The 21,836-nt window shown below is 72.4% G+C and carries 19 protein-coding genes; 8 read left to right on the top strand and 11 right to left on the bottom strand.

Annotated elements, in window-relative coordinates; translation table 11 throughout:
* Both MQE23_RS25185 and MQE23_RS25180 read right to left on the bottom strand, forming a co-directional pair.
* Nucleotides 1–1,134 (bottom strand): acyl-CoA dehydrogenase family protein, encoded by a 1,134-nt coding sequence (locus MQE23_RS25185; protein ID WP_020272187.1) that lies wholly within the window; start codon nucleotides 1,132–1,134, stop codon nucleotides 1–3.
* Nucleotides 1,134–2,336: an amidohydrolase family protein gene (locus tag MQE23_RS25180; RefSeq protein WP_243380359.1), complete on the bottom strand. Its 1,203-nt coding sequence runs from the start codon at nucleotides 2,334–2,336 to the stop codon at nucleotides 1,134–1,136. The genes MQE23_RS25185 and MQE23_RS25180 overlap by 1 nt, the downstream gene beginning before the upstream one ends.
* A gap of 90 nt (nucleotides 2,337–2,426) precedes the next feature.
* Here MQE23_RS25180 and MQE23_RS25175 point away from each other — a divergent pair, with 90 nt between their 5' ends.
* The gene (locus tag MQE23_RS25175) at nucleotides 2,427–3,929 is read left to right on the top strand and encodes an AMP-binding protein (protein ID WP_243380358.1); all 1,503 of its coding nucleotides are present in this window, start codon (nucleotides 2,427–2,429) and stop codon (nucleotides 3,927–3,929) included.
* A gap of 12 nt (nucleotides 3,930–3,941) precedes the next feature.
* On the opposite strand, the gene MQE23_RS25170 is transcribed toward MQE23_RS25175, so the two are convergent.
* A complete protein-coding gene (locus MQE23_RS25170; RefSeq protein ID WP_020272190.1) occupies nucleotides 3,942–4,454 on the bottom strand; it encodes an EF-hand domain-containing protein in 513 nt (170 codons plus the stop codon).
* 168 nt (nucleotides 4,455–4,622) lie between these two features.
* Entirely contained in the window at nucleotides 4,623–5,003 is a 381-nt protein-coding gene (locus MQE23_RS25165) for an STAS domain-containing protein (RefSeq protein WP_020272191.1), read from the bottom strand.
* Between the two features lie 361 nt (nucleotides 5,004–5,364).
* Here MQE23_RS25165 and MQE23_RS25160 point away from each other — a divergent pair, with 361 nt between their 5' ends.
* Both MQE23_RS25160 and MQE23_RS25155 read left to right on the top strand, forming a co-directional pair.
* Nucleotides 5,365–5,946, top strand: a complete 582-nt coding sequence (locus tag MQE23_RS25160) for a sigma-70 family RNA polymerase sigma factor (RefSeq protein WP_020272192.1) — start codon at nucleotides 5,365–5,367, stop codon at nucleotides 5,944–5,946.
* On the top strand, nucleotides 5,943–7,214 hold the full coding sequence (locus MQE23_RS25155) for a zf-HC2 domain-containing protein (protein WP_243380357.1): 1,272 nt from the start codon (nucleotides 5,943–5,945) through the stop codon (nucleotides 7,212–7,214). Before MQE23_RS25160 ends, MQE23_RS25155 begins: the two co-directional genes overlap by 4 nt.
* A gap of 19 nt (nucleotides 7,215–7,233) precedes the next feature.
* Here the strand turns inward: MQE23_RS25155 and purU are convergent, their stop codons facing one another.
* The gene (gene purU / locus MQE23_RS25150; RefSeq protein WP_020272194.1) at nucleotides 7,234–8,115 is read right to left on the bottom strand and encodes a formyltetrahydrofolate deformylase; all 882 of its coding nucleotides are present in this window, start codon (nucleotides 8,113–8,115) and stop codon (nucleotides 7,234–7,236) included.
* Nucleotides 8,116–8,161: 46 nt separating this feature from the next.
* On the bottom strand, nucleotides 8,162–8,662 hold the full coding sequence (locus MQE23_RS25145; protein WP_037668787.1) for a hypothetical protein: 501 nt from the start codon (nucleotides 8,660–8,662) through the stop codon (nucleotides 8,162–8,164).
* 117 nt (nucleotides 8,663–8,779) lie between these two features.
* Between MQE23_RS25145 and MQE23_RS25140 the strand changes: the two genes are divergently transcribed.
* Nucleotides 8,780–10,093: an ABC transporter substrate-binding protein gene (locus MQE23_RS25140; protein WP_020272196.1), complete on the top strand. Its 1,314-nt coding sequence runs from the start codon at nucleotides 8,780–8,782 to the stop codon at nucleotides 10,091–10,093.
* Nucleotides 10,094–10,127: 34 nt separating this feature from the next.
* Here MQE23_RS25140 and MQE23_RS25135 read toward each other — a convergent pair whose 3' ends face one another.
* Nucleotides 10,128–12,110: a hypothetical protein gene (locus MQE23_RS25135; RefSeq protein ID WP_243380355.1), complete on the bottom strand. Its 1,983-nt coding sequence runs from the start codon at nucleotides 12,108–12,110 to the stop codon at nucleotides 10,128–10,130.
* Nucleotides 12,111–12,242: 132 nt separating this feature from the next.
* Nucleotides 12,243–13,628, bottom strand: coding sequence for a hypothetical protein (locus tag MQE23_RS25130; protein WP_020276324.1), 1,386 nt, complete (start codon nucleotides 13,626–13,628; stop codon nucleotides 12,243–12,245).
* 307 nt (nucleotides 13,629–13,935) lie between these two features.
* Between MQE23_RS25130 and MQE23_RS25125 the strand changes: the two genes are divergently transcribed.
* The 3 genes from MQE23_RS25125 (at nucleotide 13,936) to MQE23_RS25115 (ending at nucleotide 17,081) form a co-directional block, all read left to right on the top strand.
* On the top strand, nucleotides 13,936–14,598 hold the full coding sequence (locus tag MQE23_RS25125) for a bifunctional DNA primase/polymerase (protein ID WP_020276325.1): 663 nt from the start codon (nucleotides 13,936–13,938) through the stop codon (nucleotides 14,596–14,598).
* 102 nt (nucleotides 14,599–14,700) lie between these two features.
* Entirely contained in the window at nucleotides 14,701–15,492 is a 792-nt protein-coding gene (locus MQE23_RS25120) for an ABC transporter ATP-binding protein (RefSeq protein WP_037672731.1), read from the top strand.
* Nucleotides 15,489–17,081, top strand: coding sequence for a hypothetical protein (locus MQE23_RS25115; RefSeq protein ID WP_020276327.1), 1,593 nt, complete (start codon nucleotides 15,489–15,491; stop codon nucleotides 17,079–17,081). The genes MQE23_RS25120 and MQE23_RS25115 overlap by 4 nt, the downstream gene beginning before the upstream one ends.
* Before the next feature lie 22 nt (nucleotides 17,082–17,103).
* Here MQE23_RS25115 and MQE23_RS25110 read toward each other — a convergent pair whose 3' ends face one another.
* Both MQE23_RS25110 and MQE23_RS25105 read right to left on the bottom strand, forming a co-directional pair.
* Entirely contained in the window at nucleotides 17,104–18,006 is a 903-nt protein-coding gene (locus MQE23_RS25110; protein WP_020276328.1) for an alpha/beta hydrolase, read from the bottom strand.
* Between the two features lie 607 nt (nucleotides 18,007–18,613).
* Entirely contained in the window at nucleotides 18,614–19,306 is a 693-nt protein-coding gene (locus MQE23_RS25105) for a metal-dependent transcriptional regulator (RefSeq protein WP_020276329.1), read from the bottom strand.
* Nucleotides 19,307–19,584: 278 nt separating this feature from the next.
* Between MQE23_RS25105 and MQE23_RS25100 the strand changes: the two genes are divergently transcribed.
* A complete protein-coding gene (locus MQE23_RS25100) occupies nucleotides 19,585–20,340 on the top strand; it encodes an SIS domain-containing protein (protein ID WP_020276330.1) in 756 nt (251 codons plus the stop codon).
* Between the two features lie 7 nt (nucleotides 20,341–20,347).
* Here MQE23_RS25100 and MQE23_RS25095 read toward each other — a convergent pair whose 3' ends face one another.
* The gene (locus tag MQE23_RS25095) at nucleotides 20,348–21,751 is read right to left on the bottom strand and encodes a PAS domain-containing protein (RefSeq protein WP_243380354.1); all 1,404 of its coding nucleotides are present in this window, start codon (nucleotides 21,749–21,751) and stop codon (nucleotides 20,348–20,350) included.
* Nucleotides 21,752–21,836: the final 85 nt, after the last annotated feature.

The raw sequence follows: 21,836 nt of genomic DNA, 5'->3' as shown, positions 1-21,836 counted from the left end.
TCACCGTCCCTTCGGCAGGCCGAGGATCCGCTCGGCGATGATGCTGTGCTGGATCTGCGAGGTGCCGGCCGCGATGGTGTACGACAGGGAGGAGAGACGGTCGAGCGTCCAGGGGCGGTCCAGGTCGAGGCAGTCGGCGCCCAGTACCTCGGCGGCGGCGTCGTAGAGCTCCTGGCGGGCGTGCGAGTACCGCAGCTTGAAGACCGAGCCTCCGACGCCCGGCACTCCCCCCGACGCCTGAGCCGCGCTGACGTTCCACTGCGTCAGCCGCCACAGCGCCCGGAACTCGGCGTTGAGCCTGCCCAGCCGGCGCCGTAGCACCGGGTCGTCCCAACGGCCGTTCTCGCGGGCCTCGACCGCCAGTTCGCCGAGGACGCGGCGGCAGGCGACGACCTCGCCGGCGAAGGCCGTGCCGCGTTCGAAGGACAGCGTCACCATGGTCACGCGCCAGCCGTCGTTCTCGTCCCCGACCCGGTTCGCCACCGGCACCCGCACCTCGTCGAGGAAGACCTCGGCGAACTCGGCCGACCCGGCGAGCGTGCGCAGCGGCCGTACGGTGATGCCGGGCGCGTCCATGGGCAGGGCCAGCCAGGTGATGCCCCGGTGCCTGGGCGCCTCGGGGTCGGTGCGGACCAACAGCTCGCACCAGTCCGCGACTTCCGCGTGGGAGGTCCAGATCTTGGAGCCGGTCACGACGTAGTCGTCGCCGTCGCGCCGGGCGCGCGTGCGCAGGGCCGCGAGGTCGGAGCCGGCGTCCGGTTCGCTGAAGCCCTGGCACCAGACCTCCTCGCCGCGCAGGATCGGCGGCAGCCAGCGCGCCCGCTGCTCGTCCGTGCCCTCGGCGGCGATCGTCGGCCCGGCGTGCAGCAGCCCCACGAAGCCCGCGCCCACGTAGGGCGCGCCCGCCTGCTCGGTTTCCTCCAGGAAGATCAGCCGGGTGGTCGGGGAGGCGTCCCAGTGGACGTCGGCGTAACCGGCGTCGTGGAGCCTGCGCTGCCAGCCGAGGTCGTACGCCCGCCGCCCGGGCCAGTCGTCGGGGGACGGCTCGGGCGGGAGTCCGGGGAGCGTTTTCGCGAGCCACTCCCGCAGCCGGGCCCGGAACTCCTCCTCCTCGGGCGTGTCCGACAGGTCCATCAGCGGTCGAGGTCCAGGTCCAGGTCCAGCATCCGGATGGCGTTGCCCCGCATCAGCTTGTACACCGTCTCGTCGTCGAGGCCCTTCACATGGTCGAGGGCGACCTCCTTGGTGTGCGGGAAGGTCGAGTCGACGTGCGGGTAGTCCGTCTCGAAGGTGGCGTTGTCGCGGCCGACGACGTCGATCGACGCCACTCCGTGCTTGTCGCGGAAGAAGCAGCAGAAGATCTGCCGGTAGTAGTACGTCGACGGCGGCTCGGGGATCGTGTCGCGGACGCCGCCCCAGGCGCGGTGCTCCTCCCAGACGTCGTCGGCGCGCTCCAGGGCGTACGGGACCCACCCCATCTGGCCTTCGGAGTAGGCGAGTTTGAGCTGCGGGAACCTCACCAGCACTCCGCTGAAGAGGAAGTCCATCATCGAGGCCATCGCGTTGTTGAAGCTGAGCGAGGCCTGGACTGCGGGCGGGGCGTCCGGGGAGGCGGCCGGCATCTGGGACGAGGACCCGATGTGCATGTTGACGACCGTCCCGGTCTCCTGGCAGACCGCGAAGAACGGGTCCCAGTAGCCGGAGTGGATGGACGGCAGCCCGAGGTGGGTGGGGATCTCGGAGAAGGTGACGGCCTTCACCCCGCGCGCGGCGTTGCGCCGGATCTCGGCGACGGCCAGCCCGACGTCCCACAGCGGAATCAGGCACAGCGGGATGAGCCGCCCGCCGCTGTCGCCGCACCACTCCTCGACCATCCAGTCGTTGTAGGCGCGCACGCAGGCCAGGGCGACCTCCTTGTCGTGCGCCTCGGCGAAGGTCTGGCCGCAGAACCTCGGGAAGCTCGGGAAGCAGAGGCTGGCCTCGACATGGTTGAGGTCCATGTCCTTCAGCCGCTCCTTGGGGTCCCAGCAGCCGGGCCGCATCTCCTGGCGGGTGATGCCCTCCAGGGTCATCTCGTCGCGGTCGAAGCCGACGGCGGCGATGTTGCGCTTGTACGGGAACTTCAGGTCCTCGTAGATCCACCAGTCGGTGGGCGGGCCGTCCGGATCCATGGTGATGCGGTACTTGCCGCCGATGTAGGCGAGTTCACCGATCCCGGCGGTCAGCGCCCTGGGTCCGCGGTCGCGGTACTTGGCCGGCAACCAGGTGTCGAAGAGGTGGGCGGGCTCGATCACGTGGTCGTCGACGCTGATGATGCGGGGCAGTTCGGTGGCCATGGGTCCCCTCCGCCGGACGGTACTTATCTGATGCAGCGTCAGATAGCATCCCACCTGACGACCCGTCAGCCAAGGAGCCAGGGGGCAGCCGTGAACGAGACCCCGCACGCCCTGAGTTCGTCCCGCACCCTGTGGGAGCTGGTCGCCCGCCGCGCCGCTCTCACCCCCGACCGCCCGCTCTTCCTCCAGGACGACCGTGTGCTCACCTTCGGCGCCCTGCGTACGCGCGCCGAGCGAGTCGCGGCCGGGCTGTACGGCATGGGTGTACGCCCCGGCACGGTGGTCGCCTGGCAGCTGCCCACCCGTATCGAGACGGCCCTGCTCTCCTTCGCGCTGGCCCGCCTCGGCGCCGTGCAGACCCCGGTGATCCCCCTCTACCGGCACCGCGAGGTCGGCTTCGCGCTGCGCGAGTCGAAGGCGGAGTTCTTCGCGGTGCCGGGCGAATGGCGGGGCTTCGACCACACGGAGATGGCACGGCGGCTCGGCGCGAGGGGCGTCTTCGAGGCGTACGACGACCTGCCCGAGGGCGATCCGTCCGTGCTGCCTCCCCCGCCCTCCGACGGCACCGCGGTCCGCTGGATCTACTGGACGTCCGGCACGACCTCGGCCCCCAAGGGCGTGCTGCACACGGACCGTTCCCTGCTCGCGGGCGGTTCCTGCCTCGCCCACGCGCTGCGCCCCTCGGCGGACGACGTGGGGTCGATCGCCTTCCCCTACGCCCACATAGGCGGGCCCGACTACACGGTGATGCTGCTGCTGTACGGCTTCCCGGCGGTGCTGTTCGAGCAGTTCGCGCTGCCGGACGCGCTGGCGGCGTTCCGCGCGCACGGGGTGACGATGGCGGGCGGGTCGACGGCGTTCTACTCGATGTTCCTCGCGGAGCAGCGGAAACAGCCGGGGGTTCCGGTCGTCCCCTCACTGCGGCTGCTGGCGGGGGGCGGGGCGCCCAAGCCGCCGGAGCTGTACCACGCCGTCGTACGCGAGATGGGCGTGCAACTCACCCACGGCTACGGCATGACCGAGGTGCCGATGATCACCATGGGGTCGCCGGACGACCCGCCCGAGCTGCTGGCGACGACCGAGGGACGGCCGCCGGAGGGGATGGAGATACGGATCGTGGAGGGGGAGGTGCGGTTGCGCGGGGAGGCGGTGTGCCGGGGATATCTGGACCCGGGACAGACGGCCGCGGCCTTCGACGAGGACGGGTTCCTGCGCACCGGCGACCTCGGGCGGCTGACGGAGACCGGACACCTCGTCCTCACCGGCCGGCTGAAGGACGTGATCATCCGCAAGGGCGAGAACATCTCGGCCCAGGAGGTCGAGGACCTGCTGCACCGGCATCCGGCGGTCGGGGACGTGGCGGTGATCGGGCTGCCGGACGCGGCACGCGGGGAGCTGGTGTGCGCGGTGGTGGAACAACCCCCGGGGACCGAGGCCCTGACGCTCGCGGCCGCGACCGCCTTCCTGCGCGCCGAGGGACTGTCCGTGCACAAGCTGCCGGAGCGGCTGGAGGTCGTGGACGCCCTTCCGCGGGGCGAGACCCTGCGGAAGGTGCTGAAGTACAAGCTGCGCGAGCGCTATTCGGGCACGTGACGCCCGGTGCGGCTACTCGGGGACGGTGAAGTAGCGGGCGAAGGCGGGGACGACCTCGGCCTCGCCGACCTTGCCGTCACCGTCCGCGTCGAGCGTGGCGGCGGCCGTGCCCGCGATGTCCTCGGGGACGCCGAGGCACTTCAGGACGCGGGCGGCCTCCTCGACCGTCGCCGCGCCGTCACCGTCGGTGTCGGCGACGTCCAGGGCCGCGTGCAGGAAAGGACGGGCGATCTCGGCGAACCGGTCGGGGTTGTCGCGCAGTCGCTTGACCGCGCCGTTGACGAACTCCTCGCGCGTGATGCGCTGGTCGCCGTCGCGATCCGCAATCCCGGCCATGCCCTGCCAGAAGCCCTCGGCGCCGCCGTACAGCGCCTGCCCCTTGTCGGACCGGGCCGCCACGGCGAACTCCGTGAGCAGCGCCTTGGCCGCGCCGTAGAAGTCCTCGCGGTCGATGTAGCCGTTGCCGTCCTGGTCGAAGGTGGCGAACCGGGCGGCGATCCTGCGCTCGTACTCGCTGCTGACCATGTCTCTTTCAGGCCGCCTTACGTCGGGTGGGGTGCTTCTCGCTCGGAGCGTACGACGGAGGGGGCCGTTCGGGCGCGGGAAAACGTCGCTTGTGCCAAGACCGGGGGAATTCCGGGACAACAGCGTGTCGGAACGGCAACACTCGCCCTACCGTGCGTCACCGGCCGCTCACGCGGACAGGGGTTCGCCCTCGTCGCCCAGGGCCGCGTCCACATCGCCGTAGACGTCGAACAGCCTGCGAACGCCCAGCGCGCCGAGCACCCGGTTGACATGAGACCCGTCGGCCGCGCCCCGGGCGGGCAGCACCAGCCGAAGCCGGCCCTGGCAGGAGCGGATCAGCCGACGGGCGGCGATGAGCACGCCGACGCCGCTGGAATCGCAGAAGAACACCTCGGACAGGTCGAGGACAAGACAGTGGTGCCCCTCGGCCACCGCGTCGTGCACACGCTGACGCAGCACCGGCGACGTCACCAGATCCAGCTCGCCCGACACCTGGAGCACGGCCCATTCGCCCTGCTCGCCGCCGGTCACTTTGAAGGTCACCACCACGCCCTTCGATCGCCAAAACGGAAGCAGTCCCTACGCTTCCTTGCAGCGCGGCTGCCCAGCGGCCGTTCCCTGAAACACAACCCGAAAAACGGATCCCCCGGAGATGAGGCTTGTTTTAGTCGACTTCGTTCCTGTTCGATCCTCTTCAGTCGGGTCTGATCAGAGGACGGCCGGGTAGGCGCGGTCCGACAGCACCCGTCGCGAGCACCGGCGATCCCCTACCACCTGCGGCCGGTCAGGGGGCGCACATTGCCACAAAGGGGCGTGCGCTACCGGACGTGCCGACTACATTCGGGGAGACGTCGGACACAGGCTGGACAGAGCACGGGCGCCGGACACGAGCAGGGGGTGAGAGGGCCGCATGGCGAAAAAGGACGTACCGCCTCGCTGGGACCGCAAGATGCAGCAGCGGCTCGCCCGCGGGGAGGCCGCCGCCCTCGGTGAGCTCTACGACCGGTTCGCCTCCCTCGTGCACGGCCTCGCCCACCGCGTACTCGGCGACGAGCGCGCCGCCGACGGCATCACACGCGAGGTCTTCGTCCACGTCTGGGAGCATCCGGACACCTACGACCCCAAACAGGGCCCCCTGCGCACCTGGGTCGCCACGCTGACCCACCGCCTGGCCGTCCAGCGCCTGCGCGCCACCGAGACCGCCGCGCTCGCCCGCGAGGGCTCCGGCACCCCGGAGGAACTGGAGCACAAGGTGCGCCGGGCCTCGGTCGCCGCCCGCGCCGACTACATCGTCCAGTCCATGCCGGTCCCGCTGCGCTCGGCCCTGGAGCGGGCCTACTTCCAGCGCCGCGACTACCGCCAGACCGCCACCGACCTCGGCATCACCGAGGACGAGGCCCGCCGCCGCCTCCGTCTGGGCCTGCAACTGTTGTCCACCGCCCACGAATCCGAGGCACCCGGCACTCCGCCCGGATACGGGGGTGCGGTGTGAACGGGCCGGACCGGTTCGAGGCGTACGACGGCGACGACGAGGAAGCTGGGCGCCCGCCGCGGATCCCCGTGCCCCGGGCCTCCGTCGAGGACAGCGGGCTGCCGTTGCCCGCTCTGGAGGAGCCAGGTGACGCGACGGAGCCGCCGCCCGTACGGCCCGTGTTCGAGCACCCCGTGCTGAAGGCCCTGCTCGGGGCCTGGGCGCTGGCCGCGTGCTCGGCGGAGGAGGCCACGGCCGTCGAGGAGCACCTCGGCGAGTGCGGGGCGTGTGCCGACGAGGCCCGGCGGCTGCGCGAGGCGGTCGAGCTGCTGCAACGCCCCGACAGCCTCGACCTGGACCCGGGCCTGCGCACCCGGGTCCTGGAGTCCTGCCTGGAGCGCCGCCCGCCGCGCATCCCGGTGCCGGACTGGGCCGCCGCCTACGACACCGAGACCGCGCGCCTGGACGCCCTGCTCCAGGACTTCGGCGACGCCGAGTGGCACGCGCCGGTACGGCTGCGCTGGTTCCGGGGCGACGAGGCCACGAGCCGCCGTACCACCGTCGCCGGCGTCATCGCGCACCTGCTCAGCGTGGACGGCCTGGTCGCGGTCGCGCTGGGCCTCGACGACCCGCTGGGCGACGTCAGGTCCCGGCAGCCGACCCCGGCCGCCCGCACCGAGGCGTACTGGAGCGCCTCCCACTTCCCGCCCACCCGAGCCGTGCGGGCGCCCTGGCGGGAGCAGAGCCACAACCTCGTCCGCACGGTGTCCTTCACGGGCGGCGGCGTCGGCGGGCTGCCGGTGCCGTACGGCGACTTCGCGCTGCCCCTGCACGACGCGATGCTCGACCGGGCCTTCGAGTGCTGGGTGCACGCGGAGGACATCGCGGACGCGGTCGACTACCCGTACGACCCGCCCTCCCCGCGCCATCTGCACCGGATGATCGACCTGGCCGCCCGCATGCTGCCCGACGCCCTGGCCGAACGCCGCCGAGGCGGCCTGGCCGCACCCGCCCACCACCGCCATCTCGTGGCAGCGGGCGAACCGGGCCGCAGCCTCCGCCTGGAGATCGAGGGCTCGGGCGGCGGCGAGTGGCTGATCCCCCTGGACTCCCCCGCCGCGAAGGGCTCCGCCGAGCACGAGGTGGCCCACGTGGCCCTGGACGGCGTCGAGTTCTGCCGCCTGGCAGCGGGCCACGTACCCCCGCAGGAGGCGGCGGCGGGCCAGGTGGGAGACAGAGAGGCGATCAGGGATGTCCTCTACGCCGCCGCATCACTGAGCAGGATGTGAGTGACTCAGCCCCGAGCTCCTAGGCGAAAATCACCGTCCGCCGCCCGTTGAGCAGAATCCTCCGCTCGGCATGCCACTTCACGGCCCGGGCCAGCGCCTGGCACTCCACGTCCCGCCCGATCGCGACCAGCCCTTCCGGCGTCACGTCGTGCCCGACCCGCTCGACCTCCTGCTCGATGATCGGCCCCTCGTCGAGATCAGCCGTCACATAGTGAGCAGTCGCCCCGATCAGCTTCACACCCCGGGCGTGAGCCTGGTGATACGGCTTCGCGCCCTTGAAGCTCGGCAGGAACGAGTGGTGGATGTTGATGATCCCCCCGGCGAGCGCCTTGCACAGGTCGTCCGAGAGCACCTGCATGTACCGCGCGAGGACGACCAGCTCGACACCCTCCTCCCGCACGATGTCGAGCAGCCGGGCCTCTGCCTCCGGCTTCGTGTCCTTCGTCACCGGAATGTGGTGGAAGGGGATGTTGTAAGAGCCCACCAGCTCCGCAAAGTCCGTGTGGTTGGACACCACACCGGCGATCTCCACCGGCAACGCCCCGGTCCGCGCCCGGAACAGCAGATCGTTCAGGCAGTGCCCGAACTTGCTGACCATCAGCAGAATGCGCATCTTCTCGTCGGCCCGGTTGAGCTGCCAGTCCATCTGGAAGGAGTCGCCGATCGCCGCGAAGCTGGCCCGCAGCTTGTCCAGGCTCACCGGCGCCTCCGCCGAGAAGTGGACCCGCATGAAGAACAGTCCCGTGTCGTGGTCGCCGAACTGCTGGCTGTCCTCGATGTTGCAGCCGGTCATGAACAGGTAGCTCGACACGGCGTGCACGATGCCCTTCCTGTCCGGACAGGAGAGGGTGAGGACGTACTGGTCGGCCGGGGCCGCGGCGCTGGTGGACTGCTCGTTCATGCAGGACAGGTTCCCACAAGGAACCAGACCACCGGCAATCGTCCCGCTACGCGGACCTCGTCATGATCTGCAGCACCTCCAGGCTGCGCGGCGGCGCGTCCGGCTCGTCGCCGTCGCTCGCGGCCAGCCGGACGTGCGCGTCCCGGGCCGCCCGGACCGCCTCCGGCCACGCCTGGTGCTCCAGGTACGCGGCGACCGGCGCGTCCGGCCCGACCTGGTGCATGATCCGCAGCACCCGGAGCACGGCGGTGTCGACGAGAGCCGCCTCCTGCGAGTCGCGGAAGATCGTGCCGACGTACTTCTCGGCGGACCAGTGGTCCAGCCAGGTGTCCTCGACCAGCCGGTACACCGCGTCGGTCACGTCGCCGTAGCCGTCCACGCCGGCCAGCCAGACGTCCCGCTGGAACACGGGATCGGAGAGCATGTGCAGCGCCGAGCGCACGTTGCTGCGCCAGCGCCACCACGGCATGTCATTGACAGGCATGCCGCCCATGGTGGATGAGCGACGGCCACGACGGGAAGAGTTCTCCGAAGCTTGCACGGTCATCGATCGTACGTTCCCCTTCACATCGGTCACACCGACCCCTGCAATTCACCTCTGCGTCACCGATCGTTGACCGGAGATCACTCCCGGGTTAGTCATGTGGCGGAATCGTGCGGAGTCATGACCGGCAGGCGACGCAAGCGCAGCACATTCCTCCCCGGCCTCCTCACCCATCACGCCAGAACCGGCGTCCTCTCCGCGGGCACGGCGGTCGCGTGCGCCTCGCTCCTCGCCGGCTGCGGGGTCGTTTCCGGCACCACGGGGGATGCCGGGGACGACCCGATCACCGTCATGACCTGGGCGCCACAGGACACCAAGGCCACCAACAAGCCCGGCATGCCCGCCTTCGCCCGCGCCTACGCCCGCTGGGTCAACGCCAACGGCGGGATCAACGGCCGCAAGCTCAACGTGCTGACCTGCAACGACCACAACGACAGCGTGGCCGCCGCCAAGTGCGCCCGACGGGCCGCCAAGGAGAACGTCGTCGCGGTCGTAGGATCCTACAGCCAGTACGCCGACTCCTACTTCCCGTCCCTGGAGGGCGCGGGCATCCCGTACATAGGCGGCTACGGCATCACCAACGCCGAGTTCACCAGCCCGCTGTCCTACCCCGTCAACGGCGGCCAGCCCGCGCTGCTCGCCGGGCTCGGCAACGCGCTCGCCGGCGACTGCGGGCCCGTCGCGCTGATCCGGCCCGACACCATCACGGGTGACCAGCTGCCCCCGCTGCTCGACTCCGGCCTGAAGGCGGGCGGGCACGAGCCGGCGCGGGACCAGCGGGCGGCGGAGGACGCCACCGAGTACGACGGCCAGGCCGAGCGGGCCCTGGAGACGACGACCACCGACCCGGCGGACCGGGGGTGCGTGGTGCCCGCGCTCGGGGACCGCAACGGCACCTTCATGGACTCCTTCCGCCGGGCCCGCGAGGACTATCCCGACGTACGGACGGCCACCGTGCTCGGCAGCGTCGACCAGACGGTGATCGACGCGACCGGCGGGGCGTCGGGCCCGTACGAGGGCTCGTACATCACCGGCTGGTACCCGGTGGCGAGCGACCCCCGCTGGGACGCGATGAAGCGGGTGATCAAGGAGGAGGCCTTCGACGACAACCGCATCGACCCCGCGGACGCCGGAGTGCAGACCACCTGGATCGCCTACACCGTGTTCCGCAAGGTCGTCGAGTCGCTCGGCGACGGCGAGGTGAGCGCCGACACGGTCACCGAAGCCCTCGACGACGGCCTCAGCGTCGGCACGGGCGGGCTCACGCCGACGCTCCGGTGGCGGTTCCAGGACAAGCTGGCCGCCGTGGGCTTCCCGCGCCTGGTCAACGCGAACGTGACCCTTCAGGTGGTGCGGGAGGGACGGCTGGTGTCGGCGCGCAAGGGCTTCGTCGACACGACGAGGACACTGCAGAACGCCGACGTGAACTACTGAGCCCGCGCCCGGCAGTTCACGCCCCCGGGCCACCTCACAGCTGCGTCGGGCCGCGCTCGGTCAGGCCGTACTTCTTCGCGATGCCGTTCCACAGCTGGGCCGCCTTGGTCTTCTCCGCGCTCGCGACACCGCTGGCCCGGTTTCCGGCCTGCGTCTGGCCGGTGACGCGGGCCTGCCCCTTCTTGCAGCCCTTCTTGCCGGCGGTCTGGTCTGCCCAGGCCGCGTAGTGGTCGTCGGCCGAGGCGGAGGCCCGCCACGCCTTGGTGAGGGCGGTGGTCAGCGCGGCGTGGTCGGGCAGCTTGTCGACCGTGATGCCGGAGAGCCGGGTGACCAGCTGGTTGCGCTGCTTGGCCGCGTCGCGCAGGTCCTTGGCGGCCTGGGCGAGGTTGTCGCAGCCCTTGACGTCGGCCACCGCGTTGATCACGGTGCTGCGGCTGTCGCCGCTGTCGGCGAGCAGCTTGTCCAGCTCGACCGCCTGTGCGCGGGCCGGGTCGGCGGACGGCGAGGCGGAACCGTCCGCCGCGGGCGCCGAGGCGGCCACGGTCTTGTTGTTGTCGCCGCCGCCGTCGTCACCGCCTCCGCCGCCGGCGAGCAGCGCGCCGGCGCCGACGCCGAGGACGGCGATGCCGATGCCGACGGCCGCGATGACCGGCACGCGCGAGCCGGTACGGCCCCCGCGGCCGGACCGGCCGTCGGACCGGCCGCCGCCGGGCGGGGCGTAGGAGGGCTGGGGGTGGGACTGTGGCTGCTCGAAGCGGGGCAGCTGCTGGGTGGCCGAGGCCGGGCTCTCGGCGCCGGGCTCGCTGCGGAAGAGGTTCTCGAACCCGGCGGGCGGCTGCTGGCCTCCGCCGGGCACCGGTGCGATGTACTGCGTCGCCTCGGCGTCCGGGTTCGAGGCGGGCGGCAACGGCCCGGTCCCCAGGAACCGCGTCGCCTCGGAGTCCTGCTCGGCGGGCATCTCGGGCGGCAGCGCACCCGGGCCCACCGGGGGTATGTACTGCGTCGCCCCCTCGTCGGCGGGGGTGGCCGCGACCGGCGGCAGATACTGCGTCGCCCCCTCGTCGGCGGCCGGGGGCAGGGGTGCACGTCCGGCAGCGGGACCGTGTCCGCCGGAGGCCGGCTCCTGCGGGCCACCTGCGGCGGCTGACCCGTACGCGTCGGTCTGCTGGGGCAGCTGCCCACCGGCAGGCCCCGTCGCGTACCCGTCGGACTGCTGCGGCTGCTGCCCACCGGCAGGCCCGTACGCACCGGAGGCCGGAGGCAGGGCGCCCCCGGCGGGAGACCCGTAGGCGTCGGTCTGCTGGGGCTGCTGACCCCCAGCCGACCCGGTCCCGTAGGCGTCGGGGTGGCGGGGCTGCTGACCCCCAGCCGACCCGGTCCCGTACGCGTCGGACTGGCAGGGCTGCTGACCCCCTGCAGGCCCTGCCCCGTAGCCGCCGGGCCCCTGCGGGCCCGCCGCCCCGGCAGGGGAGTTGTACGCGTCAGTGCCCTGCGGGTGTGAACCACCCGCGCCGGCGGGCCCGTACGTGCCGGAGGGCGCGCCTCCGGCAGGTGGCCCGTACGCGTCGGACTGCTGCGGCGGCTGTCCGCCCGGGCCCTCCGGAGGCAGCGGGGCTCCGCCCGCGGGGGCGCCGTAGGAGCCGGCGTACGGGTTCGGGGGCTGGGTGCCCTCAGGGGGCAGCGCGCCCGGGCCCGGTGTGCCGGGGGTGGGGTGCTGGGCGTCCCAGGCCGGTGGCTCCGTCCACTGCTGGGGCGGTGGGGACTGCCAGCTCTGGCCCGGCTGCGCCTGCGGGGTCTGCTGGTCGGGGCCCCACGGCTGGCCCCAGGTCTGGCCCCCGGCGGGGGCGGAGGCCTGGGCCTGGCCGGCCGGGGGCGGGCCGGACCGGCGGCCGGCGGGCGCGTCACCGGGTCCGCCCGTCATGCCCGGCAGCAGGGGTTCGCCACCGTCGGAGGGCAGCACGATGCCTTCGCGCGCGGGGCGCGCCGAGGGCTCCTCGCCCTGTCCACTCTGCGTCACCGGGACTCCTACTTATGGGGGACCTTGTGAATCGTCGGGTCACGCTACCGGGTCCCCTGAGCCCCGTGCCACGCAGCACAGGACGTGACCTCCTGCCCTGTGAGCGCGGTAACAAAACCGGGTCACAACTCGTCACGCCGCCGCCTGAAGGTCCAGCCGCGCCCCGAACTCCCTGACCACCGCCTCCTCCCGGTACGGCTCCAGCCGCTGCTGGAAGTCCTCCAGGTACTCGGCACCCCGGTTGGAGCGCAGCCCCTCCAGCATTTCGACGGCCTTCATGCCCGTACTGCACGCCTCTTCGATCTCGCGCTGCTGCACCTGGGCCGTGGCCAACAGCACATAACCGATGGCCCGGCGGCGGGCCCGCGTCTCGGGATGCCCGGCCAGCGACTCCTGCGCGCACCGCGCCGCCGCCTCGGCCTGCCCCAGATCCCGGTGGCAGTGAGCCAATTCGTCGGCGAGATAGGCCTCGTCGAAGTGCGCGATCCACGCCGGGTCGTCCCCGGCGGCCGGGTCGGCCACCTCCAGGGCGCTCACCGCGCGCCCGGCGCAGGACTGGGCGGCGCGCGCGTCGCCCATCAGGGCGTGCCCGCGCGCCTCCGCCGCAAGGAACATCGACTCCGCACGCGGCGTCACGCGCCCCCGCGCCCCCTCTTGCGCCGCCCGCGCCAACTGCGCGATCTCCCGCGGGTTCCCGAGCTGCGCGGCGAGATGGCTCATGGAAGCGGCGAGCACATAACCGCCGTAGCCGCGGTCCCCGGCCGCCTGGGCGAGCCGCAGGGCCTGGATGTAGTAGCGCTGGGCCAGACCGGGCTGCCCGGTGTCCACGGCCATGTACCCGGCGAGTTCGGTCAGCCGGGCCACCGCGGCGAACAGGTCCCGCCCGACCGCCTCCCGGTACGACCCCGCCAGCAGCCCCGAGACGACGCTGTTGAGGTAGTGCACGACGACCGGCCGCACATGCCCGCTGCCGTACTGGTGGTCGAGGTCCACCAGCGCCTGCGTCATGGCCCGCACCGCCTGCACGTCGGACTGCCCGACCCGCGGCCCGGCCGAGCGCGCCACCTGGCCGTCGGGTGCGGAGATCAGCCAGTCACGGCTGGGCTCGACCAGCGCGGACGCGGCGACGGAGGCGCCGGACAGGAAGTCCCGCCGCCCCACGTCGCTGCGCCACAGCTCGCAGACCTGCTCGATGGCCCCCAGTACCGTCGGCGAGAACTGGAGACCCACCCCCGAGGCGAGGTTCTTGCCGTTGGCCATGCCGATCTCGTCGATCGTGACCGTACGGCCGAGCTTGCGGCCGAGCGCCTCGGCGATGATCGCCGGGGCCCGTCCCCGCGGCTGCTGCCCGCGCAGCCAGCGCGCCACCGACGTCTTGTCGTAGCGCAGATCGAGGCCGTGCTCCGCACCGCACATGTTGACCCGGCGGGCGAGGCCCGCGTTGGAGCATCCGGCTTCCTGGATGAGCGCCTGGAGCCGTTCGTTCGGCTGCCTGGCGACGAGCGGCCTTGCGGCCATGGCGTACCCCCTGTGGCTGCGGTGCCTGCCCACGCACCGAGTTGACGTGTCTTCCGCGGCCGGGGTCCCTCGCGTCCCGGCGAAAAGATCCGGCCGTGAAGATCAATGCCCCGCCGACCAGGCGAAAATGCGAGGCATGTGAGGATTGCCGGGGTAACGGCTGTTGCCGGCCCCCCTCGTGGCTACCCAGCTCCGGCCACGGATCCTCCTGCGCGCCCCCGCACATGCACCCATGCGCCCCGACGCCGGGGGCGATGCTCCTCCCCGCGCACGCGGGCGGGCGTAACCCCTGGTGACGACCAGAGTTGTGTTCATCGTGGAAGAGACGATCGCCGGCACCGAAGCCGCTCAGATCCCGAAGCAGCGCGGGGAATCGCTGCTGGAGACCGCTGTCCGCTACGCCGAGGAGCGCCACTGGGACGTGTTCCCCGGCACCTGGCTGGAAGCCGCCGACGGTGCTCAGCGCTGCTCCTGCGGTGACGCCGCGTGCCCGGCACCCGGGTCGCACCCGGCGCGCCCGGACTGGGAGTCGCAGGCGACGGGCAGCGCGACCGTCGCGCGGCGGATGTGGCAGAAGCAGCCGACGGCGTCGATCCTGCTGCCGACGGGGCGGACGTTCGACGCGATCTCCGTGCCGGAGACGGCCGGGTTCCTCGCGCTGGCGCGGATGGAGCGGATGGAGCTCACGCTGGGGCCGGTGACGCTCACGCCGGATCGGCGGATGGAGTTCTTCGTGCTGCCGGGGGCGTCGGTGAAGGTGCCTGATCTGGTGCGGAAGCTGGGGTGGTCGTTGTCGTCGCTGGATCTGGCCGTGCTGGGTGAGGGCGCGTATGTGGCTGCCCCGCCCACGCGGTTCGGGTCTCGGGGGGCTGTGCAGTGGGCCTGCCGGCCCACGCCTGCGAATCGGTGGCTGCCGGATGCGGAGGAGTTGATCTCGCCGCTTGCCTATGCGTGCGGTCGGGATCGGTAGCGCCTGAACGTCTGCGTGGTTGCCGTTGATCGGCGGCTGCGGGTCGGTTGTGGTTGTTCGCGCAGTTCCCCGCGCCCCTGGAAAGCCACCGTAGGGTTCAAGGTGACGGAGGGAGATGCGGTGGGATCCAGCGCTGTGCGTGTGCAGGGGCTCTGGAAGCGGTTCGGGCAGCAGGTCGCTGTTGCCGGGGTCGATCTGGAGCTGCCCGCGGGCAAGTTCATCGGACTGGTCGGGCCGAACGGGGCCGGGAAGACCACCACGCTCTCGATGGTGACCGGGCTGCTCAGGCCCGACCACGGGACCGTCGAGGTGGTCGGGCACGACGTGTGGCGGGACCCCGTCGAGGTGAAGGCGCGGATCGGGGTGCTGCCGGAGGGGCTGCGGCTGTTCGAGCGGCTGTCGGGACGGGAACTGCTGGCGTACACCGGGCGGTTGCGCGGACTGCCCGGTGCCGAGGTCGACAAGCGGGCCACGCAGCTCCTGGACGTCCTCGATCTGGGGGGCGCCCAGCACAAGCTCGTCGTCGACTACTCGACCGGCATGCGCAAGAAGATCGGGCTCGCCACCGCTCTCCTCCACAATCCCGAAGTGCTGTTCCTGGACGAGCCGTTCGAGGGCGTCGATCCCGTCTCCGCCCAGACCATCCGGGGCGTCCTGGAGCGGTACACCGCCTCGGGCGCCACGGTCGTGTTCTCTTCCCACGTCATGGAACTCGTCGAGTCGCTGTGCGACTGGGTGGCCGTCATGGCCGCCGGGCGGATCCGCGCGCACGGGACGCTGGCGGAGGTGCGGGGTGACGCGCCCTCGTTGCAGCGGGCGTTCCTGGAGCTCGTCGGGGCGCAGAGCCGGGACGCCGGGTCCGATCTCGACTGGCTGGGCGGCGGGTCCCGGTGAGCGACTCCACGATCACCTCCACCTTCGTACGGCTGAAGCTGTCGCTGCTGCGCAACGGACTCCGGCAGTCCGGTGGGCGGAAGGCCGCTTACATCGCGTCGGCCGTCTGTGCCCTGTTGTTCGCGGCGCTGCAACTGATCGGGCTGATCGCGCTGCGCGGGCACGCGCACGTCGAGTCGCTGGTCGTGCTGGCGGCGGCGGTGCTGGGGCTCGGCTGGGCGGTGATGCCGCTGTTCTTCCCCAGCGGTGACGAGACGCTGGACCCGACCCGGCTGGTGATGCTGCCGCTGCGGCCCCGGCCGCTGGTGCGGGCGCTGCTCGTGGCGTCGCTGGTCGGCATCGGGCCGCTGTTCACGCTGTGCCTGCTGGTCGGTTCCGTGGTCGCGGTGGCCCGGGGCGGGGCGGCGTTCGTGGTGGGCGTGGTCGCGGTCGTCCTGGCGCTGCTGGTGTGCGTGGCCCTCGCGCGGGCCGTCGCCGCCGCCAACGTCCGGCTGCTGACCAGCCGCAAGGGGCGGGATCTCGCGGTGCTGAGCGGGCTCGTCATCGCGATCGGGGCGCAGGTCGTCAACTTCGGTGCGCAGCGGCTCGGGGCGTCCGGGCTGGGCGAGCTCGACCCGGCGGCGGACGTCCTCCAGTGGGTGCCGCCCGCGTCGGCCATCGGGGCCGTGCACGCGGTGGGCGAGGGATCGTACGGCCTCGCCCTCGCGCAGCTGGCGCTGACGGCGGGCGCGCTGGCCGCGCTGCTGGCCGTGTGGTCACGGCATCTGACCCGGTTGATGACCTCGCCGGACGGGTCGACGCTGCCGGCCGCCGAGTCGGCCGCCCGCGAGCGGACGTCCACCGGGCTCGGGCGGCTGCTGCCCGCGGGCCGTACGGGGACGGTCATGGAGCGCAGCCTGCGGTACGTGTGGCGCGACCCCAAGACCAAGGCGGCCTGGGTGACGTCGCTGGCCATCGGGTTGATCGTGCCGGTGTTCAACGCCTGGCAGGGCACCGGGTCCGTGTACTTCGCCTGCTTCGCCGCCGGGATGCTCGGCATCCAGATGTACAACCAGTTCGGGCAGGACACCTCGGCGTTCTGGATGGTCGCGATGACGATCTCGTCGACCCGCGACGCCTACGTCGAGCTGCGTGCCCGCGCCCTGGCCCTGCTGCTGATCACCCTGCCGTACGCCACGCTCGTCACGGTGGTGACGACCGCCATGCTCGGCGACTGGCGGCGGCTGCCCGAGGCGCTGGGGCTGTCCTTCGCGCTGCTCGGCGCGATGCTCGCGACCGGGGCGTGGACGTCGGCCCGCTTCCCCTACTCCATCCCGCAGGAGGGCTACAAGAACGTCGCCCCCGGGCAGACCGGGCTCGCCTGGATCTCCATCTTCGGCGGGATGATCGCCGCCGCCCTGCTGTGCGCGCCCGTCATCGCGCTCACGATCTGGCTGAACGTGAGCGCCGACGGCGACGACTGGACGTGGCTGCTGCTGCCGGTGGGCGCGGGGTACGCGGCGGCGCTCACGGCGGCGGGACTGCGGCTCGCCGCTCCGCAGACGGCCCGGCGGCTGCCGGAGATCCTGACGGCGGTCAGCAAGGGGTGAGCGTGGGGGCCTCAGGGGTCCCTCAGTCGGTGCTCAGGGCGTCCAGGAACGGTTCGATCGCCGCACGCCAGGCCTCCGGCTGGTCGTAGTGAACCAGGTGGCCGGCGTCGGCGACCTCCGCGTACTGGCCGCGGGGCAGGACGCGGACCATCTCCTGGGCCTCGGCCCGGCCCAGCTCGCCGTCCAGGCCACGCACCACCAGGGCGGGGCACCGGACCTGGGCCAGCTCCTCCCAGTGCGCGTCGTACACCCATGTCTCGCGGGAGCGGAGCATCTGCTCCGGGTCGAAGACCGGACGCCAGCCGTCCGGGGACTCGGCCATCACCTCGGCGTAGAACTCGCCGCGGGCCGGGTTGGGCCGCTCCACCCAGGGGTCGTCCTCGCCGAACCACTTGCGGACGTCGGCGAGCGTGGCGAACGGCAGCGGCCAGGACTTGAACCACTGGTCCCACTCGCGCTGCGACGCGGCACCGAGCGCGGAGGCCCGCATGTCGCAGATGATCAGGCCACGGACCAGATCGGGGCGCTTGGCGGCGAGCTGCCAGGCGGTCAGCGCGCCCATGGCGTGCCCGATGAGGACGACGGGGGCGAGGCCGAGCTGTTCGAGAGCGGCCTCGGCGTCGTCGACGTAGGCGTCACGGGTGAAGGAGCCCTTCGGGGGCTTGTCGCTGCGGCCGTGGCCGCGCTGGTCGAGGGCGACCGCCCGGTACCGGCCGGAGAGCCAGCGGGCGGTGGACGCCCAGTGGGAGGCGCGGCCCATGAGGCCGTGCAGTAACAGCACGCCCGGGGAGCCGTCCGAACCGTCCCGCGCCGGGTCGGATCCGGCCGGACCGGACCCGGCTGGATCGGTCTTGGGCGGGTCGCCGAACTCCCAGGCCGCGAGGCGTACGCCGCCCGTCCCGGTCACGTCGATGCGTCGCGCCATGTCCTGGCACCCCCCAAGCTTCGCGCGGACCGTGGCCGTATCGGGCCGGTCGGTCCTGTGAACCGTGTTCTGCCTGCTGTGCCTGTTGCCGTTCCTTGTGGTTCCTGTCGGAGCGCACATCCCTGTAGCGCACGTTCCGGTCGGTACGTCACCCGCAGATTATCGAATGGCCATTCGAGGAGGCCGTTCTCGCGGGCAACACCCCTCGTTCGAGTGACCACCCTCAGGGATTGATCGCCTCGACCGAGGGGAGATCTTCAGCGGGAGGCGGACCGCTCGGGGAAACCGGTCCGAGGGGAATGACCCTGAGAGCTCGGGGCTCCGGGTCAGCACAGGGGAGGACAGGCCCCGGCGCCACACGGCGCCGGGGCCCTCCACTTCTCCACGGCACATCCTTGCGCCCCCTCCCCGGCCGGGCGACATCGCTGTCGAGCCGCGGCCAAGAGCCCTCAGGTCATATGCCTCACGCGACAGCGTCGCACGGGAAACGGGCGAGCGCTGCCATTCGACGGACTGAATCCTGGATCCGACGGGATCACGCCAACGCCACAACCACCCCACGCACAACGGGAGTTGCGACCACCCCGGACCAGGATCCGGGCCGGGCTCAGGGCTTGGCGACGAACACGTGGGAGGCGACATCCGACTCCAGCTCGGCCGCCTCGCCACCGCTGCCGACCAGGACACCGCCCGCCGACTCCGTCACGCTCACCACCGAGCCGGGCTGCACGCCGGCGCGCCGCAGCGTGTACATCAGCTGCGCGTCCGTCTGGATCGGCTCGCCGATCCGGCGCACCACGACCGTCTTGCCCTCGGCGCCCGGGGCGAGGCTGGCCAGCGACACCATGCCCTCGTCCAGGAACGGGTCGGCGCCGTCCTTCTCGCCGAGCTCCTCCAGGCCCGGGATCGGGTTGCCGTACGGCGACTCCGTCGGGTGCCGCAGCAGCTCCAGGACGCGGCGCTCCACGGCTTCGCTCATCACATGCTCCCAGCGGCACGCCTCGGCGTGGACCTGCTCCCACTCCAGACCGATCACGTCGACGAGCAGACACTCGGCGAGGCGGTGCTTGCGCATCACGCGCGTGGCGAGACGGCGGCCCTCGTCGGTGAGCTCCAGGTGCCGGTCGCTGGCGACGGACACCAGGCCGTCGCGCTCCATCCGCGCCACGGTCTGGCTGACCGTCGGCCCGCTCTGGTCCAGCCGCTCGGCGATACGGGCGCGCATGGGGACCACACCCTCTTCCTCCAGCTCGAGGATGGTGCGGAGATACATCTCCGTGGTGTCGATCAGTCCGGACATACGTGCCCCTCGAATGAGATCTGCCGGAGGCTGGACGGCTCACCGGCGTGTGCGCTGGCCCTGCACCCAATTCTGCCGGATACCACCGACAACCGTGCCGCGGGAGGGAAAGCGGAGGTTATCCGGGCCCGCGGCGGGGTACACCGGAGCCTTCCACAGCCCTGCGGAGCGCTCTCACGGCCCTGCCGAGCATTTCACGGCCGTATTGACACCGCACTGGTCCAGACCGCACCGTGATGCGCGACACGCACCCGAGGCCAGCCTGAAGGGGACCCCGTATGAGCGACCGCGCGCCGGCCGGCCAGTTCCTCGACGCGGCGATCGGCCTGCTGCGGCGGGTCCGCGACGAGGAGGCCGACAGCATCGCGGCGGCCGGGACGCTCCTCGCCGACACCGTCGAGAACGGCGGCCGGCTCTTCGCCTTCGGCGCCGGGCACTCCTCGCTCGCCGCGCAGGACCTCGTCTACCGCGCCGGCGGTCTCGCCCTGATGAACCTGCTCGCCGTGCCGGGTGTCGTCGGCGTCGACGTCATGCCCGCGCCGCTCGGCTCCGCCCTCGAACGCGTCGACGGCCTCGCGAGCGCCGTCCTGGACAGCTCCCCGCTCCGCGCGGGCGACGCCCTGCTGATCATCTCCCTCTCGGGGCGCAACGCCCTTCCCGTGGAGATGGCCCTGCACGCGCGCGCCCTGGGCGTGCGCGTCATCGGCGTGACGTCCGTGGCGTACGCCTCGGAGACGAAGTCGCGGCACGCCTCGGGGACGTACCTCAAGGACCACTGCGATCTCGTCCTAGACTCGAAGATCGCGGTCGGCGACGCGGAACTCACCCACGACGACGTGCCCGCCCCCTTCGCCCCCGCCTCCACGGTCGTCACCTCGGCCCTCCTCCAGGCCGTCATGGCGACGACGGCCGCCACGCTCGCCGACCGCGGCGTCGAGCCCCCGCTCCTGCGCTCCGGGAACGTCGACGGGGGCCACGACTGGAACGCGCGGGTGATGGAGCGGTACCGGGACCGGATCTTCTACCGGCACTGACAGCCGCTCACTCCTCGTCCGACAGCCCCGCGAGATCCAGCGCCGCGGCGATCCGTATCGCCACGTCCTCCGCGTACATCGCGTCGGACCGCTCGAAGGCGCTGCGCCCAGCGCCCCGCAGGAACGTCACGACGCCCAGCGTCCGCCCCCGGCTGCGCAGCACCGCGCACAGGGCGTGCACGGCGTCCGGCGGCCACTGGCGGGCCAGCGCCCACTCCCGGGCCCGCTCGGGCGGGACGGTGCCCGCACTCGCCCGCAGCGCGCCGACCCGCTCCACGCACTGCAGGGCCGGATGCCCCTCGGCGTACCGCACCGGCAGGCCCGCGCGGTCGGCGAGCTTGCTGGGACCCGGCGCGCCGGAGGGCGTCGCGGCGACCCGCACCAGCCGTACCGGCCCCTCGGTCTCCGCGTCGGTGAGCGCGCCGCCGGCCACCCGGTCGATCAGCGCGTGGTCGGCGAAACCGGCCAGGGCGAAGTCCAGGTGGATCGTCGCGGCCTCCGCCGGGTCCTCGCACTCGGCGGCGGCCCGCGAGGCCCGGTGCAGCTGCTGCGTGCGGAACCGCAGCAGCGACGCCTCCTGCTCGCTCTGCTTGGCCTCCGTCACGTCCTGGAACAGCCAGCCCACACCCAGCGGAACCGGCTCCTCCGCGAGTGGCGAGGCCAGCCGCAGGAAACCGCTGCGCCAGCAGCGCCGGCGCTCCCCGTCGGGCGTGCGCACCGTCACCCACACCTCGGCGGGAGCGGGCGGCGCGCCCTCGGCCAGCACGTGCTGAAGCGCGCTCTCCAGCTCCTCCACGCCCTGCGCGAGCAGTTCCCCGAGCGGCCGCCCGAGCACGGACGTACGCCCCTTGCCAAGGGCCCGGGCCGCGTGCGCGTTCACCACGGCGGGCCGCAGGTCGACGTCCACGAGCACGACACCCCAGCTGGCGTCCTCGAACAGCGCCTCGCTGAGCGCGATCGACCGCTCCAGATCGATCTGCGCGTGCACCTCGCTGAAGGCGCAGTACACACCCGCGGGCTTCCCGTCAGGTCCCCGCACGGCCGCCGACTGCATCCGCACGAGCACCCGCCCGCCGTCCTTCGTCAGCAGCGCGAACTCGTGGACCTGGCGCCCCGGCGCGTGCATGGCGGACAGCAGCCGCGCCTCGACCTCCTCGGCGTCCGCGCTGCGCACGGCCCACCCGGCGAGGCCCTGCCGCCCCACGGCCTCGTCCGCGGTCCATCCCAGGATCCGCTCGGCCTCGCGGTTCCAGTGCGTCACGACCCCGTCGGCGTCGAAGGCACACAGCGCCGCGTCCATACCGTCCAGCAGCGCGGCGAGCAGATCAGAGCCGTCCGAACCGTCCCGCTCGGGCTCGGGCTCGTCCGGCCCCAGCTCGTCGGTGGTCCCACTACGCCGGGAAGCACTCACCTGGACCCCCTGCAGGCTGCGTCCGCACGTACGGCACGTCGGTTCGCTACTTGCAATCATTCAACTGGAACGTGACCCAGCGCAC

The sequence above is a fragment of the Streptomyces sp. HP-A2021 genome, assembly GCF_022807935.1.
Taxonomy (GTDB): Bacteria; Actinomycetota; Actinomycetes; order Streptomycetales; family Streptomycetaceae; genus Streptomyces; species Streptomyces afghaniensis.
The sequence above is the reverse complement of the archived record's forward strand: the minus strand, read 5'-3'. Positions and strand labels throughout refer to the sequence as shown.

Coding starts and splice junctions, on each gene's coding strand:
- MQE23_RS25185 (WP_020272187.1), bottom strand. CDS start 1,134: ATGGACCTGTCGGACACGCCCGAGGAGGAGGAGTTCCGGGCCCGGCTG.
- MQE23_RS25180 (WP_243380359.1), bottom strand. CDS start 2,336: ATGGCCACCGAACTGCCCCGCATCATCAGCGTCGACGACCACGTGATC.
- MQE23_RS25170 (WP_020272190.1), bottom strand. CDS start 4,454: ATGGTCAGCAGCGAGTACGAGCGCAGGATCGCCGCCCGGTTCGCCACC.
- MQE23_RS25160 (WP_020272192.1), top strand. CDS start 5,365: ATGGCGAAAAAGGACGTACCGCCTCGCTGGGACCGCAAGATGCAGCAG.
- purU (WP_020272194.1), bottom strand. CDS start 8,115: ATGAACGAGCAGTCCACCAGCGCCGCGGCCCCGGCCGACCAGTACGTC.
- MQE23_RS25145 (WP_037668787.1), bottom strand. CDS start 8,662: ATGACCGTGCAAGCTTCGGAGAACTCTTCCCGTCGTGGCCGTCGCTCA.
- MQE23_RS25140 (WP_020272196.1), top strand. CDS start 8,780: ATGACCGGCAGGCGACGCAAGCGCAGCACATTCCTCCCCGGCCTCCTC.
- MQE23_RS25130 (WP_020276324.1), bottom strand. CDS start 13,628: ATGGCCGCAAGGCCGCTCGTCGCCAGGCAGCCGAACGAACGGCTCCAG.
- MQE23_RS25110 (WP_020276328.1), bottom strand. CDS start 18,006: ATGGCGCGACGCATCGACGTGACCGGGACGGGCGGCGTACGCCTCGCG.
- MQE23_RS25105 (WP_020276329.1), bottom strand. CDS start 19,306: ATGTCCGGACTGATCGACACCACGGAGATGTATCTCCGCACCATCCTC.
- MQE23_RS25100 (WP_020276330.1), top strand. CDS start 19,585: ATGAGCGACCGCGCGCCGGCCGGCCAGTTCCTCGACGCGGCGATCGGC.